The organism is Streptomyces sp. NPDC051243 (assembly GCF_044455405.1).
GTDB lineage: Bacteria > Actinomycetota > Actinomycetes > Streptomycetales > Streptomycetaceae > Streptomyces.
In genome coordinates this window covers 203,158-220,172 of sequence record NZ_JBITES010000015.1, presented here as the reverse complement: position 1 = coordinate 220,172, position 17,015 = coordinate 203,158, and the positions used below count along the sequence as shown (strand labels likewise).

Genomic DNA, 17,015 nt, shown 5'->3' with positions numbered 1-17,015 from the left:
GGCTTACGCTCCGAAACGGGTCTTCAGGCCATCGAGCACGGCGGTGAGCAGCTCACGGTCGGCACGTTGGTCACGTGGCGCCGGATTCCTCACGAAGATCAGGCCGTCATCGGCCATCTGCGCCAGAAGGATGCGCACGATGCCCAGTGGCAGCCGCGTGTAGCCGGATACCTCGGCCACGGACAGGAAGCCCTCGGCGATCAGGTCCATGACCGCGCGGGCCTCCGGGGACAGGGTCCGGGCCGCGGCCGAGGTGCCCTCTCGGGCGGTGACGAGCGTGGTGTGCTCGTACTCGTTCTCCGCGGGCAGGGCACGCCCCTTCGCGATGACGAAGAGTGGGACTAATGCCGATGTCAGTTCCAGTTCGCCGTCCGGTTCGTCATGCATCGCCGACCCTCTCTGCCTGCGTCACCTGACGCGCGATGAGCGTGGGTATCACGTCGCTCAGACGTGTGGTGAACTCCTCGATGTCGCAGTCCGGTTCGGCGGCAGCCGCCAGGAAGGCGCCGTCGCCGGCCGCGATCAGGAAGATCCATCCGTGCTGGAACTCGATGACCGTCTGCCGCCACTCGTCGTCCAGCAGCCCGCTCGCGAAGGGCGCGGTCGCCCGGCTGTAGGCGTGGATGCCGGTCATGGCCGCGGAGATCGTGTCCGCCAGGTCCCTGCCGATCCCGGCGCTCGCACCGCGGGGCAGGCCGTCCGCCCCGAGCAACAGGGCATGCCGGGCGCCTGGCACCGAAGCGATCGCCTGGTCCAGTTCGGCGAGGACGAACCCCGCACTCCCCGGCGTTTCACGCCGCACCGCGGCGTCGCCTCCGCCGGCAGCCGGGTCACCGGCGGTCACCCGTGGCGCCGCCGTGAGGTTGTTGCCCAGCCGGGCGACCAGCCGGTGCATGCGGAAGGAGATCTGCTGCATGTCGACGTCGGATTCCGCCGCGGCGGCCAGGTAGGCGCCCTGTCCGGCTCCGATCAGGAACACCCAGCCGTGCGCGAACTCGATGATCGTCTGGCTCCACTGCCGGTCCTGCGACCGTCCGGCGAAGTGGGCGGTGGCCCGGCTGAGCGACTGCATCCCGGCCATGGCCGCGGAGATGGTCCGCACGTCCTCGGCGGTCAGGCCGTCCGTCGCCCCGCGTGTGATGCCGTCCGCCGACAGCACCACGGCGTGCCGTGCCCGCGGGACGTTGTCCACGATGTCCTGGACCATCCAGGACATGTCTGTCGTCGTCATCCGTCCTGGGACCCTTCGGGCGTCGGGGCGTCGAGGTCACGGCCCGTCAGCGTGCCGCGCTGGAAGGCGCCCAGGCCGCCGCCGGAACCACGAGGTGCCCTTCTGGGCTTCGGCTCCCCGGGGACACTCCCACCGGAGGGGACACCGACGACGGGCGACTTGCGGGCGCCACGCTTCGGCAGGCCGTGCACCGTACGGGCCTCGGCCTGCTCGCGGCCCTCGACCCGCCGGATGCCGCTCACCGGCGCCGACGCCTCGGTGGCCGGCGGCGGGGTCTCCTCCATGGTCCACAGCTCCTCGGGCAGCAGGACGACGGCACGGACGCCCCCGTACCGGGAGACTCCGGTGACGTCCACCTTGAAGCCGTACTGGCGGGCGATCAGGCCGACGACGGGGAAACCGAACTTCGGCTGCGTGCCCAGCTGGGACAGCCGGGGGACGGCGTCGCCGGACAACAGGGCGGTCGCCTTCTGGCGGTCCTCGTCGCTCATGCTCACGCCGGCGTCGTCGATGACGATGCACAGGTTCTTCTGGACCCGCTGGAACGTCACTTCGATGGGCGCGTCCGCCTGGGAGAAACTGGCGGCGTTGTCGAGCAGTTCGGCGACGGCCAGGGCGACCGGCGCGACAGCGGTCGCCTTGAGGGCGATGCCGCTCGGCTGCATGATCTCGACGCGGTGGAAGTTGCGGATCTGGCTCTGGGCACTGCGTACGACGTCGTAGACGCTGGCGGGCTGGCTGCGGCGGCCGAGGGGCGCACCGCACATGACCGCGATGCCCTGGGCCTTCCGCGCCATCTGCGCGTTGGCGTGATTGACGTCCATCAGGTCGGTGAGGACGGCGTGCCCGCCGTAGTTGCGCTGGATCTCGTCCAACAGGTTCGTCTGCTCGGCCGCAAGGCTCTGCAGGAAGCGGGCGGCACCCTTGAGGACTGCCTTGGTGCTCTCCTCGGCGGCCCGTTCGGCCTCCTGGATGACACCGTCCTGCTCGTCCCGGACCCTCTGCAACTCGCCCTGCACCCGGCTGAGTTCGGCTTCGGTGTAGCTCAGCCGCTGCCCCAGGGAGGCTTCGGCTTCCCTCTTTCTCACCGCCAGGGCTCTGTTGCGGAGCGCGAAAGCCACGACGGCGGCTGTGGCTGTCGTCGCTATCGCAACCAGGCACCAAAGAAGCGCGTCTTTAGTCATGGAAACCTTTCCCGGCGCGTGGCACGCAGGCGTGGACGGATACGCATCGCGAGGATCCGCGACCCGTCACGCGGGGGGACTGCATGAATGCCGGAGCGAAGAGCAGGGGAGTAGGGTCGGCACCTGAACAAAGTGGATCAAGGTCGCAGACGGCGGAATGCTATCACCTTCAACCAAGCCGCCAGTGACCGCCGTTGCCTCTCTGACGCGCTCAACAAAGGGCTGGTAAAGGGTGGTTGGCGGGCGTGCGGGCAGCGCGGTGCGCGGCGGGCCGTACGTCGGACCGCGGGACCGGGGCCGCCCGCCAGACGGTGCGGGGTGCTGCTGCCTGTCGATTTTCGGTCGCTTTTGGCGTACCCATACCTTTCCGGCAGGCATTTCGCCCCGGTCGTTCGGCTGGTCGAATTACTCGGCACGTCGAATTTCGCATTCGACGGCCGCGGCCGCGGCCGCGGCCGCGGCCGCGGCCGCGCTCGTCGGCAGGCATGCGGGTCGGGGTGCGCATGCGGTCCGTCTGCGCCTTGTCGCGGCGGTCGCGGCGGTCGCGGCGTGGGCCGTGCAGGGACGTGCCTAGTGCCGCATCAGGCAACGTTCGCCCTGTCGACCACGTCGCGTAGGCGTTGGTCGGCGGCGTGCTTGTTTCGCCAGATGATGTAGCGGCGGATCATGCTGCCCTGCTCCTTGTGGCTGGCGTTGTCGGTGCCGTCCAGTGCGAAGTAGCGCAGGGCGGTGAACTGGGCCTCGATGCGGTTGAGCCAGGAGCTGTTGGTCGGCGTGTAGGCGAACTCGACGTTGTTGGCCGCGGCCCAGTCGCCGACCCGGGTGTCCTTCTTCGTGGTCAGGTGCGGGGAGAAGTTGTCGAGCACGATCGCGATACGGATGTCCGGCGGGTAGAGGCTGCGCAGGTAGCGGCAGAACCCCAGGAACCTCGTGCGGTTCTTCTTCGGCTTGATGTGGCCGTAGAGCTTGTCCCGGGCCAGGTCGTAGGCGGCGAAAAGGTGCCTGACGCCGTGCGGGCGGGTGTAGGTTGCCCGCCGCCGGGGTCTGGGTTGCCGGTCGGGGTCCTTGTGCTTCCCGCCGCGCTCGGCCCACTGTCGTCCGGGGTGGGGCCGGAGGTTGAGCGGGCCGAACTCGTCCAGGCAGAAGACGACTTCGGGCTCGCCGTCCTCGGGTATGACCTCGCCGTCGGCAATGGCGTAGAGATGTTCGACGCGGGCCTTCTTGGCCGGGTAGTCGGGATCGCGGGAGGTCTTCCACGTCTTTATGCGTTGAAAGGAGACGCCCTCTTCGCGGAGCAGGACCCGCAGGCCCTCGTGGCTGATGTCGTCGACCACCCCCTCGGCGACCAGGAAGTCAGCCAGCTTGGCCAGGCTCCAGGTCGAGAACGGCAGGCCGTGCTCGGCTGGCCTGGACTTGGCGATCTTCTTGATCTCCCGGCGTTCGGAGAGGGTGAAGGTCTTCGGTCGGCCTCCCTTGTATTCGGGTAGAGCGCCTCGAAGCTGTCCGTGTTAAAGCTGTGGATCACGTCCCGGGCGCGATCTGCGCTGGTGAACGTCACTTCGGCGATCTTCGCCACCGGCATGCCCTGCGCGGATAACAGCACCATCTGAGCTCGACGCCAGGTCACCACCGATCCGGTGCCCCGGCGGAGGATCCGCACCAGCCGTCGACCCTCGTCCTCATCGATCTCGCGGACGCGTACCCGTTCTGCCACCCGGACAGCTTGGCCCACCGCGCCGCGTGAATCAGCTTCTGAACCGTCACGATGCACTGGCGCTGATGCTGCCTGACGCGCTGCCAGGAGACAGCCAGGAAGTCAACTTCACAACTTGGGGAGTTCCCCCCGCTCGCTGATCATTCGCATCCACCCCTCAAGGGTGGTGACGAACTCTTCGAGGTCGGAAGTGGTGTAGGAGGCTCCCTCATGGTCCCAGTCAGGGTCAAGGACGACAACGCGGAAGCCGCAGCCGTGGTACCAGCCGGCGTCGATATTGATCTCCCGAGCCTGAAGACCGCCCTTCCGCACCGCCTCCTGCGCGGTCAGCCACGGCGGTCGTGCGGTGCGTGCCCAGTACAGGTCCTCGGAGTCGTTGACCTCGACTCTTCCATCCGGGAGGCGTCGGGCCAACAACGTGTTGTAGATGACGTTCCAGCCCATAGGGACACGCAGCGGGAGCAAACCCCAGTCCTCGGAAACAGCTGCGGCCAGGGGGGATTGAGGCGGAAGCCGGAAGATCGCATCCATGTGCCGTCAGCATAGTCAGGGGGGCACGTCCTTACACAGGTCGAGGCTCGAACGAGACCCCAACCCGTGTCGATGTCCGAGCCAGTCGGTGCCGAGCCGCCTCCCTGGCGACACGACAGGGCGAACGTTGCCTGATGCGGCACTAGCTGCCGACCGGATCGTAGGAGCTGATGACGTACTGGGCTTCGTCATCGATGGAGTTCTCGTCCTGGTCCAGTGTGATCCGCAGAGGATGCCCGTCGGCGGCGTACTCCGCTTCCGCCGTGTCCGCCTGCTCCTGCCGCGCCTTCTCGAGCCTGTCCAACAGGTCGCCGATCTTGGGGATCTGACCAGGTCCTCGCTCCACCACTTCCCGACTGCTGTCGTCGAGGCCGACCGCCTTGGCCACCTCGCCGCCCCGGACCGTCACCCGGAAACTCCCCGCCAGGGCCTGTTCGTTCGACGTGAGGGTGTAGGCGTAGGAGGCGGGCTCGTTGCACGTGGTGCCGTTGCACGTGGTGCCGTTCCACGTGGTGCCGTTCGGCGTGGCCGTGCCCGTCGGTGGCGTCCTCTCGGCTGATTCCGCAGACGTATCGCTCCGGCAGGCGGCACTCACCCAGACCATCCCCGCCACCGCGATCAGCGCGGCAGCGGAGGGCACGGAACGGGACCGGGCGGATGCGAGCCATGGCGATCCCTTCTTCAACGGCTGTGCCTGTGACGCCGCCCGTCCCCGGAACGTTCAGGTCGATCACGGTCTCCGGCCGCACGTGCCGGGATCGTCTCAGGCGGGCGTTCGGGCCGGAACGCCGGCGTGATCGGCCGTCGGGGAAGATCGCCAAAGGGCGGTCGAGAGCCATGTCAAGGTGGCGCCGACGACGATGTGCAGTCCGCTCGTGAGCACCGAGTCGGGCAGCGCGATCAGGAACGCGAAGAGGGGAAGTGCGACGGCGTACGCCCAGGACGGGAGCTTCGGGAGCGTACGGGCGCGGATCATCGCCGCACCGAACAGGGCGCAGCCCACGGCGAAAACGACCGCCGAGCCGATGAGCGCCGGAATGGTGGGGCCCGTCAGTTCCGCTTCGATGACGTCGTCGTCGAGGTGGAACAGCACGAGGTTCGAGGCGAACGCGGCCCCGCCGAACAGACCGAGGCCGATGACGTTCACGAGGTAGGCGGTTTCCCCGAAGCGGCCGGCCGCCGTGCTCTGGTGCTGGTGGAGTGCGGCCAGGAACGGTAGCGAGAAGGCGGGGGAGAGGGCGAGGAGGAGGCTGGTCACGGCGGTTTCCCCGGTGAACGTCTCCACCAGTGCGGGCAGGGAGATGAGCAGGCCGGACAGCGCCCCGCAGAGGGCACCGAGGCGGATGAGCCGGGAGGGAGCCGGCGCGGAGCTGGACGGTGAGGACCTGTGAGAGGACATGAGGGCCACTCCGGTTCGATCGAAGGGCAGGTCAGGGCGAAACGGTACGGAGCGACCGGCCGGCGAAGGGAGGTGCCGAGCGGCTGCACCGGCCGCTGGAGGTCACCGGCTCGCAGGCGGTTCCGGTGCCGTTCGTCATGTGCCGTCCGGCCGTACTCGGCCCTACTCGGCCGGAGTTCTCCCGTCCGTGTCGCCCTGCGTGCGGGCCCGGCCTAGCCTGGGCGGCAGCGTCGGGCGTGGGGGGTGTGCATGGCGGCGTATGTGCCTGTGCCGTGGGTGTCGCCGCTGCTGTACGGCGCGGTTCTCGCCGGCGGCCTCTACTACCTGGTGGCGGATCTGGGCGGCGGCCCAGGGCTGTTGTCCTGGCGCACGGCCGGCTTCGTCGCCGGGCTCGCCGCCCTGTCCGCTCTGGAGGTGGCGGAACGCCGCGGGAGCGTGGCCCGGGTGCCGCTGCTGCTCGGGCGGTGCGTCCTGACGGCTGCCGTGGTCGTCCTGGACGCCTCGGAACTGTCCCAGGTGCTGTTCGTGCTGCTGCCCTTCACCGCCTACTTCGCGTTCGGGCGCACGGCCGCGCTCGCCCTGGGGGCGCTGTGCCTGGCCGGGTTGCTCACCGGTTATGTCTTGACGGCCCCCGACTGGTACCGCGACCTGGAGTACGTGTCCGACCTGCTGATGCTCGGCGTCGGCCTGGTGCTGGCGATCTCGATGGCCGCCGTAGCCGTGGGCGAACAGCGGGCACGGCGTGAACTGCAGGAGTACGCCGCGCGGGTCGCGGAACTGTCCGCCGCGACCGAACGCAACCGGCTGGCGCGGGACATCCACGACAGCCTGGGCCACCATCTCACCGCGATCTCGGTGCAGTTGGAGATCGCCGCGGAGTTCCGCGCTCTCGACCCGGACGCGGCGGAGCGGGCGATGACCGAGGCCAGACAGTCGGTGAAGCACGCGCTGGGCGACGTTCGGCAGTCGGTGGGCGCGCTGCGCGGCGAGGCGGCAGGCACGTCACTGTCGGCCGCGCTCGCGGGCTGGGCTCGCGACGGCGGCGCGGGGCCGCGCGTCACCGTCGACGTGATCGGCGACGAGGGGGGCTATGACTCCGCGGAGGTGACCGCGCTGTACCGGGCCGCGCAGGAGGGACTGACCAACGCACTGCGCCACGCGCAGGCCTCCCGGGTGTCGGTGAGGGTCCGGTTGACCGAAGACGCCGCGCTGCTGACCGTGGCCGACGACGGGCGCGGCTTCACGCCGGGCGAGGCCACCGCCGGATTCGGCCTGCTCGGCATACGGGAACGAGTGCACCTCGCGGCAGGGAGCGTGGACATCGACAGCAGACCGGGCGAGGGCACGCGACTCACCGTCATCGTGCCGAGGGGCGGAGGTGAGCGGTGAGCGAGGAGCCGGCGGTGGTGCGGGTGCTGGTGGTCGACGATCAGCGGCTCATCCGGGACGGCATCGCGGCGCTGCTCTCGATCCGGCCGGGCATCACGGTCGTCGGCACGGCGGCCGACGGGCGGGAGGCGGTGGCGAAGGCGGTGGAGCTGCGGCCCGACGTCGTGCTGATGGATGTCCGGATGCCGGAACTGGACGGCGTGGAGGCTGTCGCCGTGCTGCGCGACCGGGCGCCGGAGTGCCGGGTGGTGATGCTGACGACGTTCGACGACGAGGAGTACGTCGTCCAGGCGCTGCGGGCGGGCGCCGGCGGCTATCTGCTCAAGGACCTGCCCGCAGAGGAACTCGCGCACTCGGTCCGCCTGGCGCACGCGGGCGTCACCCAGCTCGACTCCTCGGTGGCCGGCCGCCTCGCCGCCACGCTGCCCTCACCCGCCCCCGCCCCGGCCGCCCCCGGCCCGTCCGCCGCCGATGCTCTCAGCCCGCGCGAGATCGACATCCTGCGGCTCGTGGCGCGTGGCCGCACCAACCGGGAGATCGCCACGCAACTGTACCTCAGCGAGGGCACCGTCAAGAACCACGTCTCCCGCATCCTCAGCCGCCTCAAGCTGCGCGACCGCACCCAGGCCGCGCTGCGCGCCCGCGACCTGGGCCTGCTGTGAGGCCGGCCGTGCCACCAGCTGCTTCCACGCCCCCTCGCGGTCCCGGCCGCCGCTCCACACCCGTCGCAGGAGCCGGGCCACAGCGCTGCTGGGACCCCCTTACCCTTGAGGAATGACCAGCAGCAGCGACCGGAGCCCCGCGGTGGACGTCTCAGCACCCAAGACCTACGAAGTTCGTACCTACGGGTGCCAGATGAACGTCCACGATTCCGAGCGATTGTCCGGGCTGCTCGAAGACGCCGGTTACGTCCGCGCGCCCGAGGGCTCGGACGGCGAGGCGGACGTCGTCGTCTTCAACACCTGCGCGGTCCGCGAGAACGCCGACAACAAGCTGTACGGCAACCTCGGCCACCTCGCCCCGAAGAAGGCGAGCCGGCCCGGGATGCAGATCGCGGTCGGCGGCTGCCTCGCGCAGAAGGACCGCGACACCATCGTGAAGCGGGCACCCTGGGTCGACGTCGTCTTCGGCACGCACAACATCGGCAAGCTGCCCGTCCTGCTGGAACGCGCGCGCGTGCAGGAAGAGGCACAGGTCGAGATCGCCGAGTCGCTGGAGGCGTTCCCGTCGACGCTGCCGACCCGTCGCGAGAGCGCGTACGCGGCCTGGGTGTCGATCTCCGTCGGCTGCAACAACACCTGCACCTTCTGCATCGTCCCGGCCCTGCGCGGCAAGGAGAAGGACCGCCGCCCCGGCGACATCCTCGCCGAGGTGGAGGCACTGGTCGCCGAGGGTGTCTCCGAGATCACGCTGCTCGGGCAGAACGTCAACGCGTACGGCTCCGACATCGGCGACCGCGAGGCGTTCAGCAAGCTGCTGCGGGCCTGCGGAAAGATCGAGGGCCTGGAGCGCGTCCGCTTCACCTCCCCGCACCCGCGTGACTTCACCGACGACGTCATCGCCGCCATGGCCGAGACGCCGAACGTGATGCCGCAGCTGCACATGCCGCTCCAGTCCGGCTCGGACACCGTCCTGAAGGCGATGCGCCGCTCCTACCGCCAGGAGCGCTACCTCGGGATCATCGAGAAGGTCCGCGCCGCCATCCCGCACGCCGCGATCACCACCGACATCATCGTGGGCTTCCCCGGCGAGACCGAGGAGGACTTCGAGCAGACCCTGCACGTGGTGCGCGAGGCCCGCTTCGCGCAGGCGTTCACCTTCCAGTACTCCAAGCGCCCCGGCACCCCGGCGGCGACCATGGACAACCAGATCCCCAAGAAGGTCGTCCAGGCGCGCTACGAGCGTCTCGTCGCCCTGCAGGAGGAGATCTCCTGGGAGGAGAACAAGAAGCAGGTCGGCCGCACGCTCGAGCTGATGGTCGCCGAGGGCGAGGGCCGCAAGGACGACACCACCCACCGCCTCTCCGGCCGGGCCCCCGACAACCGCCTCGTCCACTTCACCAAGCCGGACCAGGAGGTCCGCCCCGGTGACGTGGTCACCGTCGAGGTCACCTACGCCGCCCCGCACCACCTTCTCGCCGAGGGCGCCGTCCTCGACGTGCGCCGCACGCGCGCGGGTGACGCCTGGGAGAAGCGCAACGCCGCCGAAGCCGCCAAGCCGGCCGGTGTCATGCTCGGCCTGCCGAAGATCGGCGTCCCCGAGCCGCTGCCGGCTGCGACGGGTGGCTGCGCGGCACACTGAGCGCCCGCTTCGAGACCAGGCGCGGGGCGGAACGAGCAGGACCAGCAGCGGAACCGGGGCGGGACGAGCCGGAGAACGGGGGCGGGCATGGCGCAATGGGTGGTGGTCGCGCAGTCCGGCAGCGGGGACTAGTACCGCTGCGAGGAGGCGGCGCGCTTCCAGGGCACCCTGGAACAGGCCCGTGCCCGCCTCTACGAGGTCGCCTGCACCTACAAGCCACGCGCCGGTCTGCGCCAGCAGCGGCGTGAGGTGTTCCGGGTCGGCGCCGGGGACGCGTACTACGCGCAGATCGAGGGCCTGGTGTCCACCCATCGCGTGATGTTCCAGCTGGCCGAGCGGGTGTGGAGCAGCGACCCGGAGCCCGATCCCTGGCAGTAGGCTCCCGATCATGCTTGTCGCCGCCGCCGTCTGCCCCTGCCCGCCGCTCCTGGTGCCCGACGTCGCCGCGGGTGCCGCACCCGAGCTGGCCACCGCGCGTGCCGCCTGCACGGACGCGCTCGGCGTGCTCGCGGCCGCCCGGCCGGACCGGCTGGTGGTCGTGGGGCCCGGCGAGGAGAGCGAGCAGGGGGCGTACGCCGAGGGGGCGCGGGGGTCGTTCCGGGGTTTCGGCGTGGATGTCGACGTACGGCTGGGACGCGCCTCGGACGAGCCGACCGCACCGGAGTCCGCGCGCCGACGGCTGCCGTCCTCGCTGGCCGTCGCCGCGTGGCTGCTGGAGCGGACCAGGTGGGCGGACGCTCCGATCGAGGCCCTGGCGGTGGGGGAACCTCTGACGCCCGAGCGGTGTACTGATATCGGGAGGGACGTCGCCGCCCGGGCCGAGCGGGTGGCGCTGCTGGTGATGGGCGACGCCAGCGCCTGCCGCACGCTCAAGGCACCGGGCTACCTCGACGAGCGGGCCGAGCCCTTCGACGCGTCCGTCGCACGTGCACTGGGCAAGGCGGACGTGGCGGCGCTCAAGGCGCTCGACGTCGAGCTCGCACACGAGCTGATGGCCTCGGGCCGAGCGCCCTGGCAGGTCCTCGCGGGCGCCGCCGAGCAGACGGATCTGTCGGGCACCTTGCTGTACGACGAGGCGCCGTTCGGGGTGGGGTACCTGGTCGCGACCTGGTCGTAGGACACGTCGGCCGACAGCGGTGGCGGGCGCGCACCCCGAATCAGGTCGACGGGCACGCCGACCGAACTCGGTCGCCAGGCGTGTCGGTCAAACGGCGGCGCCGGTCAAAACGCGGTGCCGGTCAAACGGCCGCTCAGGTCAAACGGCGGACGGCCGGGAGCCGTCAAGCTCCGCGACCGTCCGTCGATGTGCCGTTCAGGAGGTCGGCGGGGGTGAGTCCGGCGGCGGCGTGCCACGGCCGGTCGCCGTGTCGTCGCCCCTGTGCGCGAGCCGGTCCATGGCGCCCTTGGCCTTGCCCGTGCCCGTCTGGATCTTGTCGCTGTACTTGCCCTTGGTCCTCTTGTCGACGGCCTTCGCGGCTCTGTCGATGCCGTGCTGGACCTGCTCCTCGTGCCGCTGCGCGAAGTCGTAGACCTTGCCCTTGGCCGGGGCGAGTTTGGCTTTCAAACTATCCATCAGACCCATGCTTCACCTTCCCGCCCGGGCAGTTACGTGCGGGCGTTCTCACCGGCCTCGCTGTCCGCCGTCTCGTCGGCGGACTGCTGCTTGGGGATCTCGACACCGTCGTCGGCGTCGGTCTCGACGGACTCCGCTGCCGTCGACCGCGCCGCCGACTGTGCCGTCTCCTCGGCCTCCGTCTCGGTCGGCTCCTTCACCTCTGCCGTCTCTTCCACCACGGGTTCGGCCGTTGGGGTGTCGGCCTGTGCCTCGGCGGTTGACGCCTCCTCAGTGGCCTTCGACCTCCGAAGAATCCGTGCAAAAACGCCCATATCCACTCCATACGTTACTCGTGCGGGCGAAATCCCGCGTCGTCCGGTGCGTCCGTTTGCGCCCCCGGGCCGCCGCCCCCGCGAAACCGGCGGCGAGAACCTCGCAACTGGCAACGACACCGCGCGCGTGGCGTCACGTAACCCGTTCGAGGCCACCCAGTGAGGTTTGCGAGACTGGGGCGGTGAGCAGTGCACCCTCCACCCCCCGCGTCATCGCCGTCGTCGGACCCACCGCGGCCGGAAAGTCCGATCTGGGCGTCTTCCTGGCCCGCCAACTCGGCGGCGAGGTCGTCAACGCCGACTCCATGCAGCTCTACCGCGGGATGGACATCGGCACCGCCAAGCTGACGCCCGAGGAGCGCGCCGGCGTCCCGCATCACCTGCTGGACGTCTGGGATGTGACGGTCACGGCATCGGTCGCCGAGTACCAGCGGCTCGCACGGAAGCGGATCGACGCACTGCTCGCCGAGGGACGCTGGCCGATTCTCGTCGGCGGCTCGGGGCTGTACGTCCGTGGCGCCGTCGACAATCTCGAGTTCCCCGGCACCGACCCCGAGGTCAGGGCCCGGCTGGAGGAGGAGCTCGAGCTGCGCGGCTCGGGGGCGCTGCACGCCCGGCTGGCCGCCGCCGACCCCGAGGCCGCGCAGGCGATCCTGCCGAGCAACGGCCGACGCATCGTCCGCGCCCTCGAGGTGATCGAGATCACCGGCAAGCCCTTCACCGCCAACCTCCCGGGTCACGACTCGGTCTACGACACGATTCAGATCGGTGTCGACGTGGCCCGCCCCGAACTGGACGAGCGCATCGCGCGCCGGGTCGACCGGATGTGGGACGCGGGGCTCGTCGACGAGGTCCGCGCCCTGGAGGCGCAGGGGTTGCGCGAGGGGCGTACGGCCTCGCGCGCGCTCGGCTACCAGCAGGTGCTCGCGGCGCTCGCCGGGGAGTGCACCCTCGAAGAGGCGCGGGCCGAGACCGTCCGTGCCACCAAGCGCTTCGCGCGCCGTCAGGATTCATGGTTCAGGCGAGACCCGCGGGTGCACTGGTTGAGTGGGGCTGCGGCGGATCTCACAGAACTTCCGGAGCGCGCACTGGCGTTGGTCGAACGACCGGTTACAGCCTGATCACGTGATGGCATCGGGACGCTCCGGCCGCCATCCGGGCCTCCGGCGCCGTGCCATCATCGAGCTTCGATCGACCAAGTGGAGTCCGAGTTGGGAGGGCGCGTGGCGATGGAGGCCGGCCCTCGCGACACCGCACAAGGCACCGAGAACGTCACCACTGACCAGGGTGAACGGGAGCAGGACGGCGACCGTCCGATCCCCGACCCGCTGGACGAGGCCGAGGGTGGCGTCACCGACGACGGCCCTGAGCCGGAGGAGATGTACGCGAGCGGCCCGGAGGTCGAGGTCGAGCTGCGGCCGCAGCGCCGACTGCGCATCTGGCAGCTCGCACCCATCGTCGCCCTGGCCGCGGTCGGCTCCCTGATGTTCGCGTTCCCGCTGGCCTTCGACTTCGGCGACAGCGGCGCCGTGATCGCCATGCTGGGGCTCCTGATCTGCTCCTGCGCGGCGGGCTGGGGCATGATGGCCGCCCGCCGCGTCGGCTACACCTGGCCAGGCCTGCCGCAGCGGGGTTCCGGGCGCAGACCGGACTGGCGGGTCGTGCTGGCCTACGCCCTGCTCGTCGCCGCGGTGGTCGTGCTGGCCGTGTGGCGCGTGGCCCGACTGCGCTGACCTTCATGCGCGCGTGGGCTGCCGCGCGACTCCACGCGTGCGTGCGCGGTCGTAGCGCGCCACGCGAGCAAGGGATGTCGTACCGACCCCTTACGATCGAGGAATGAGCACGCGGATCGCCTTCCTCAAGGGTCACGGCACCGAGAACGACTTCGTGATCGTCCCGGACCCGGAGAACGCCATCGACCTGCCCCCGGCCGCCGTCGCCGCCCTGTGCGACCGCCGCGCGGGCATCGGCGGTGACGGCCTGCTGCACGTGGTGCGGTCCGCGGCGCACCCCGAGGCACAGGCCATGGCGGGCGAAGCCGAGTGGTTCATGGACTACCGCAACGGGGACGGCTCGATCGCGGAGATGTGCGGGAACGGCGTGCGCGTGTTCGCGCGCTACCTTCAGCGCGCCGGGCACGTCACCGAGGGTGACCTCACGGTGGCCACGCGCGGGGGCGTGAAGACCGTGCACATCGCCAAGGACGGTGACGTCACGGTCGGCATGGGCAAGGCGCGGCTCCCCTACGGCGATGTCACGGTCAGCGTCGGTGAGCGCAGCTGGCCCGCGCGCAACGTGAACATGGGCAACCCCCACGCGGTCGCCTTCGTGGACGATCTCGCGCACGCCGGTGACCTGCACTCCCCGCCGCCGTTCAGCCCGGCCTCGGCCTACCCGGACGGGGTCAACGTCGAGTTCGTGGTCGACCGGGGCCCGCGGCACGTCGCGCTGCGCGTGCACGAGCGCGGGGCCGGCGAGACCCGTTCCTGCGGCACGGGCGCGTGCGCCGTCGCCGTGGCCGCCGCGCGGCGGGACGGGGCCGATCCTGCGGTCACCGGCGCCCCCGCCACGTACACCGTCGATGTGCCGGGCGGCACCCTGGTGATCACCGAGCGGCCCGACGGCGAGATCGAGATGACCGGCCCCGCGGTGATCGTGGCCGAGGGCGAGATCGACGCGGAGTGGCTGGAAACGCTCGCGCGCTGAACGTCTCGGTGGCTTGGCTTCGCAGCCTCGGGCTGCTCCCGGCCCTGAGAGTGCGGTGGTCGACCGTCCCGGGCGCGTTCGGAATCGCCAACTCCGGTTCATTGCATGGCGCGAAACCGTAAACCTGCCAACCCTCGCTCGAATGGGTGATCCGTTTCACGCTCGGCGAGAGGCGGTCAGCCGCACGTGATGGGCTCGGTAGCATCAAGCACCGGCCCGGACGGGGGAGAAGTCGCCATCCCCTGTGCCGTGTCCGCCATGGGGCACCCCGTCCGCCGGTCCACGCAGCCGGAGGTGCCCATGAGTGCGGAGGCCACGAACCCCGCGACGCCAGGCCCGGTAGCAGGCCCTGCGACGCCTGCCGTGCCCCGCAGGAAGGCCCGCGCCCGGATCGATCTGCGCCGCCTCGGCCGGGCGGCGCTGCTCGGCCCCGCGTCGCGCGACCGGCTGCCCGACGCGATCAGCCATGTCGTCGACGCCCACCGCGCCCACCACCCCGACGCCGACCTCGAACCGCTGCGCCGCGCCTATGTGCTGGCCGAGTCCTCGCACCGCGGCCAGATGCGCAAGAGCGGCGAGCCGTACATCACCCACCCGCTCGCCGTGACCCTGATCCTCGCCGAACTCGGCGCCGAGACCACGACCTTGACGGCCTCATTGCTGCACGACACCGTCGAGGACACAGACGTGACGCTCGATCAGGTCGGCGAGCAGTTCGGCGCGGAGGTCCGCTTCCTCGTCGACGGCGTGACAAAGCTGGAGAAGGTCGACTACGGCGCCGCCGCCGAGCCCGAGACCTTCCGCAAGATGCTCGTCGCCACCGGCAACGACGTCCGCGTGATGTCGATCAAACTCGCCGACCGGCTGCACAACATGCGCACCCTCGGCGTGATGCGCCCCGAGAAACAGGCCCGCATCGCCAAGGTCACCCGCGACGTCCTCATCCCGCTCGCCGAACGACTCGGCGTCCAGGCGCTCAAGACCGAACTGGAGGATCTGGTCTTCGCGATCCTGCACCCCGACGAGTACGAGCACACCCGGGAGCTGATCGTCGAAAACGCCTCCCGCGCGGACGATCCGCTCGCCGAGATGGCCGACGAGATGCGCAGGGTTCTGCGCGAGGCCGACATCCAGGCCGAAGTCCTGATCCGGCCGCGGCACTTCGTCTCGGTGCACAGGGTGTCCCGCAAGCGCGGGCGGCTGCGGGGGGCCGACTTCGGGCGGCTGCTGGTGCTGGTGAACGAGGACGCGGACTGTTACGGCGTCCTGGGCGAACTGCACACGTGTATGACCCCCGTCGTCTCGGAGTTCAAGGACTTCATCGCCGTCCCGAAGTTCAACCTGTACCAGTCGCTGCACACCGCCGTCGCCCGCGAGGACGGCCAGGTCACCGAAGTCCTCATTCGCACCCACCAGATGCACAAGGTCGCCGAGGCCGGTGTCGTAGCACTCGGCAATCCCTACGCTCCTCCTTCGGAGGAGCAGACCGCCTCGAGTGACGGCGAGCGCGTGGACCCCACCCGCCCCGGCTGGCTGTCCCGTCTCCTGGACTGGCAGGAGGGCGCACCCGACCCGGACACCTTCTGGTCCACCCTGCGCGAGGACCTCGCCCAGGACCGCGAGATCACCGTCTTCCGGCCCGACGGCGGCACCCTGGGCCTGCCCGAGGGCGCGACCTGTGTGGACGCCGCCTACGCGCAGTACGGCGAGGACGCGCACGCGTGCATCGGCGCCCGCGTCAACGGCCGCCTGGCGACGCTCAGCACGGTTCTGCGGGACGGCGACACCGTTCAGCTCCTCATGGGCCAGGACCCTGCCTCGGAGCCCTCCAGGGAGTGGCTGGAGCATGCCCACACGCCCGCGGCCCGCATCGCCATCCAACGGTGGCTGGCCGCCCACCCGTCGCAGGGCGACCCCGTCGGTGGCGAGCGGGCCGGGACGGTGCCTTTCCGGGCCACGGCCGACGGACCGTCGGGCCGGGAGGCTGTCGAGGATGACGGGCCGGACGCCGCTCCGGCAGCCGAGACGGGGGCCGACCGCCCCGCCGACGGGGATCCGGATGCTCGCCGGGCGGCAGAAGCAGTGGACGCCCGCCGCGGCGACGGGGGATCAGCTGTCCGCCGGGTCGACCAGGGGTCGGCCGGTCGCTCCGGCGCTGCCAGCGTCCTCGTCGACCCGCCCGGCGCGACCGTACGCCTCGCCGGCTGCTGTACGCCCGTACCGCCCGACGAGGTCACCGGGTTCTCGGTACGCGGGGGAGTGGTGACCGTCCACCGCGTGGAGTGCGCGGCGGTAGCGCGGATGAAGAGCGCGGGGCGCACGGAGGTCGGCGTGCGCTGGGGGGACTCCACCGAGTGCCGGGTAACGCTGGTCGCCGAATCGTTCGTTCGCCCGCACCTCCTGGCCGACCTCACGGAGGCGATGGCCGTGGAGGGCGCGGAGATCGTCTCGGCCACGGTCGAGCCACCCAGCCAGCAGCGGGTGCGCCACACCTACACCGTCCAACTCCCGGACGCGGCCCAGCTTCCGGGGCTGATGCGAGCCATGCGGAACGTGGCGGGCGTGTATGACGTGAGCAGGGCCCAGCCGCAGATGCAGGGGGCGTGACGGGGGACGGTTCACGCCGGGCGTGACGGGCTTCAGGCGGTGCCTCTGTGGCCGGTGCCATGTCGG

17 protein-coding genes and 1 pseudogene are annotated in these 17,015 nt (G+C 70.7%); 9 read left to right on the top strand and 9 right to left on the bottom strand.

The annotated features are described in order from the left end of the window. Nucleotides 1-3: 3 nt before the first annotated feature. The 7 genes and pseudogenes from ACIBAG_RS34075 to ACIBAG_RS34045 form a co-directional block, all read right to left on the bottom strand. Complete coding sequence (locus ACIBAG_RS34075) at nt 4-387, bottom strand: DUF742 domain-containing protein (protein ID WP_031486425.1); 384 nt, start codon at nt 385-387, stop codon at nt 4-6. Then, nucleotides 380-1,207 carry a roadblock/LC7 domain-containing protein gene (locus tag ACIBAG_RS34070; RefSeq protein ID WP_399110591.1) on the bottom strand — a complete coding sequence of 276 codons (828 nt, stop codon included), beginning with the start codon at nt 1,205-1,207 and terminating at the stop codon, nt 380-382. The genes ACIBAG_RS34075 and ACIBAG_RS34070 overlap by 8 nt, the downstream gene beginning before the upstream one ends. 20 nt (nt 1,208-1,227) lie before the next feature. Continuing rightward, a complete protein-coding gene (locus ACIBAG_RS34065) occupies nt 1,228-2,415 on the bottom strand; it encodes an ATP-binding protein (RefSeq protein ID WP_399110522.1) in 1,188 nt (395 codons plus the stop codon). 581 nt (nt 2,416-2,996) lie between these two features. Continuing rightward, nucleotides 2,997-4,129 (bottom strand): annotated as a pseudogene (locus ACIBAG_RS34060) (IS630 family transposase). Nucleotides 4,130-4,237: 108 nt separating this feature from the next. Further along, nucleotides 4,238-4,660 (bottom strand): hypothetical protein, encoded by a 423-nt coding sequence (locus tag ACIBAG_RS34055; RefSeq protein WP_399110520.1) that lies wholly within the window; start codon nt 4,658-4,660, stop codon nt 4,238-4,240. Between the two features lie 142 nt (nt 4,661-4,802). Next, complete coding sequence (locus tag ACIBAG_RS34050; RefSeq protein WP_399110518.1) at nt 4,803-5,300, bottom strand: DUF6174 domain-containing protein; 498 nt, start codon at nt 5,298-5,300, stop codon at nt 4,803-4,805. A gap of 123 nt (nt 5,301-5,423) precedes the next feature. Continuing rightward, entirely contained in the window at nt 5,424-6,059 is a 636-nt protein-coding gene (locus ACIBAG_RS34045) for a hypothetical protein (RefSeq protein WP_399110517.1), read from the bottom strand. Nucleotides 6,060-6,308: 249 nt separating this feature from the next. Between ACIBAG_RS34045 and ACIBAG_RS34040 the strand changes: the two genes are divergently transcribed. The 5 genes from ACIBAG_RS34040 (at nt 6,309) to ACIBAG_RS34020 (ending at nt 10,866) form a co-directional block, all read left to right on the top strand. Further along, nucleotides 6,309-7,448, top strand: a complete 1,140-nt coding sequence (locus tag ACIBAG_RS34040; protein ID WP_399110515.1) for a sensor histidine kinase — start codon at nt 6,309-6,311, stop codon at nt 7,446-7,448. Further along, entirely contained in the window at nt 7,445-8,110 is a 666-nt protein-coding gene (locus ACIBAG_RS34035; RefSeq protein WP_399110513.1) for a response regulator, read from the top strand. The genes ACIBAG_RS34040 and ACIBAG_RS34035 overlap by 4 nt, the downstream gene beginning before the upstream one ends. A 112-nt stretch (nt 8,111-8,222) precedes the next feature. Further along, nucleotides 8,223-9,749, top strand: a complete 1,527-nt coding sequence (gene miaB / locus ACIBAG_RS34030) for a tRNA (N6-isopentenyl adenosine(37)-C2)-methylthiotransferase MiaB (protein WP_399110512.1) — start codon at nt 8,223-8,225, stop codon at nt 9,747-9,749. A gap of 249 nt (nt 9,750-9,998) precedes the next feature. Then, nucleotides 9,999-10,127, top strand: coding sequence for a hypothetical protein (locus ACIBAG_RS34025; RefSeq protein WP_399110510.1), 129 nt, complete (start codon nt 9,999-10,001; stop codon nt 10,125-10,127). A 10-nt stretch (nt 10,128-10,137) separates the two neighbouring features. Further along, nucleotides 10,138-10,866 (top strand): class III extradiol dioxygenase subunit B-like domain-containing protein, encoded by a 729-nt coding sequence (locus ACIBAG_RS34020; protein WP_399110509.1) that lies wholly within the window; start codon nt 10,138-10,140, stop codon nt 10,864-10,866. 195 nt (nt 10,867-11,061) lie between these two features. On the opposite strand, the gene ACIBAG_RS34015 is transcribed toward ACIBAG_RS34020, so the two are convergent. Both ACIBAG_RS34015 and ACIBAG_RS34010 read right to left on the bottom strand, forming a co-directional pair. Continuing rightward, complete coding sequence (locus ACIBAG_RS34015; protein ID WP_399110507.1) at nt 11,062-11,331, bottom strand: antitoxin; 270 nt, start codon at nt 11,329-11,331, stop codon at nt 11,062-11,064. 23 nt (nt 11,332-11,354) lie between these two features. Further along, nucleotides 11,355-11,636: a hypothetical protein gene (locus ACIBAG_RS34010; protein ID WP_399110505.1), complete on the bottom strand. Its 282-nt coding sequence runs from the start codon at nt 11,634-11,636 to the stop codon at nt 11,355-11,357. Between the two features lie 182 nt (nt 11,637-11,818). On the opposite strand from ACIBAG_RS34010, the gene miaA reads away from it, so the two are divergent. The 4 genes from miaA (at nt 11,819) to ACIBAG_RS33990 (ending at nt 16,949) form a co-directional block, all read left to right on the top strand. Beyond that, nucleotides 11,819-12,757 carry a tRNA (adenosine(37)-N6)-dimethylallyltransferase MiaA gene (gene miaA / locus ACIBAG_RS34005; RefSeq protein ID WP_399110503.1) on the top strand — a complete coding sequence of 313 codons (939 nt, stop codon included), beginning with the start codon at nt 11,819-11,821 and terminating at the stop codon, nt 12,755-12,757. A 108-nt stretch (nt 12,758-12,865) separates the two neighbouring features. Continuing rightward, nucleotides 12,866-13,369: a hypothetical protein gene (locus ACIBAG_RS34000; protein ID WP_399110589.1), complete on the top strand. Its 504-nt coding sequence runs from the start codon at nt 12,866-12,868 to the stop codon at nt 13,367-13,369. Between the two features lie 103 nt (nt 13,370-13,472). Further along, nucleotides 13,473-14,342 (top strand): diaminopimelate epimerase, encoded by an 870-nt coding sequence (dapF, locus tag ACIBAG_RS33995; protein WP_399110501.1) that lies wholly within the window; start codon nt 13,473-13,475, stop codon nt 14,340-14,342. A 300-nt stretch (nt 14,343-14,642) separates the two neighbouring features. Further along, nucleotides 14,643-16,949, top strand: a complete 2,307-nt coding sequence (locus ACIBAG_RS33990; protein WP_399110499.1) for a RelA/SpoT family protein — start codon at nt 14,643-14,645, stop codon at nt 16,947-16,949. The last annotated feature ends 66 nt before the right edge of the window (nt 16,950-17,015 follow it).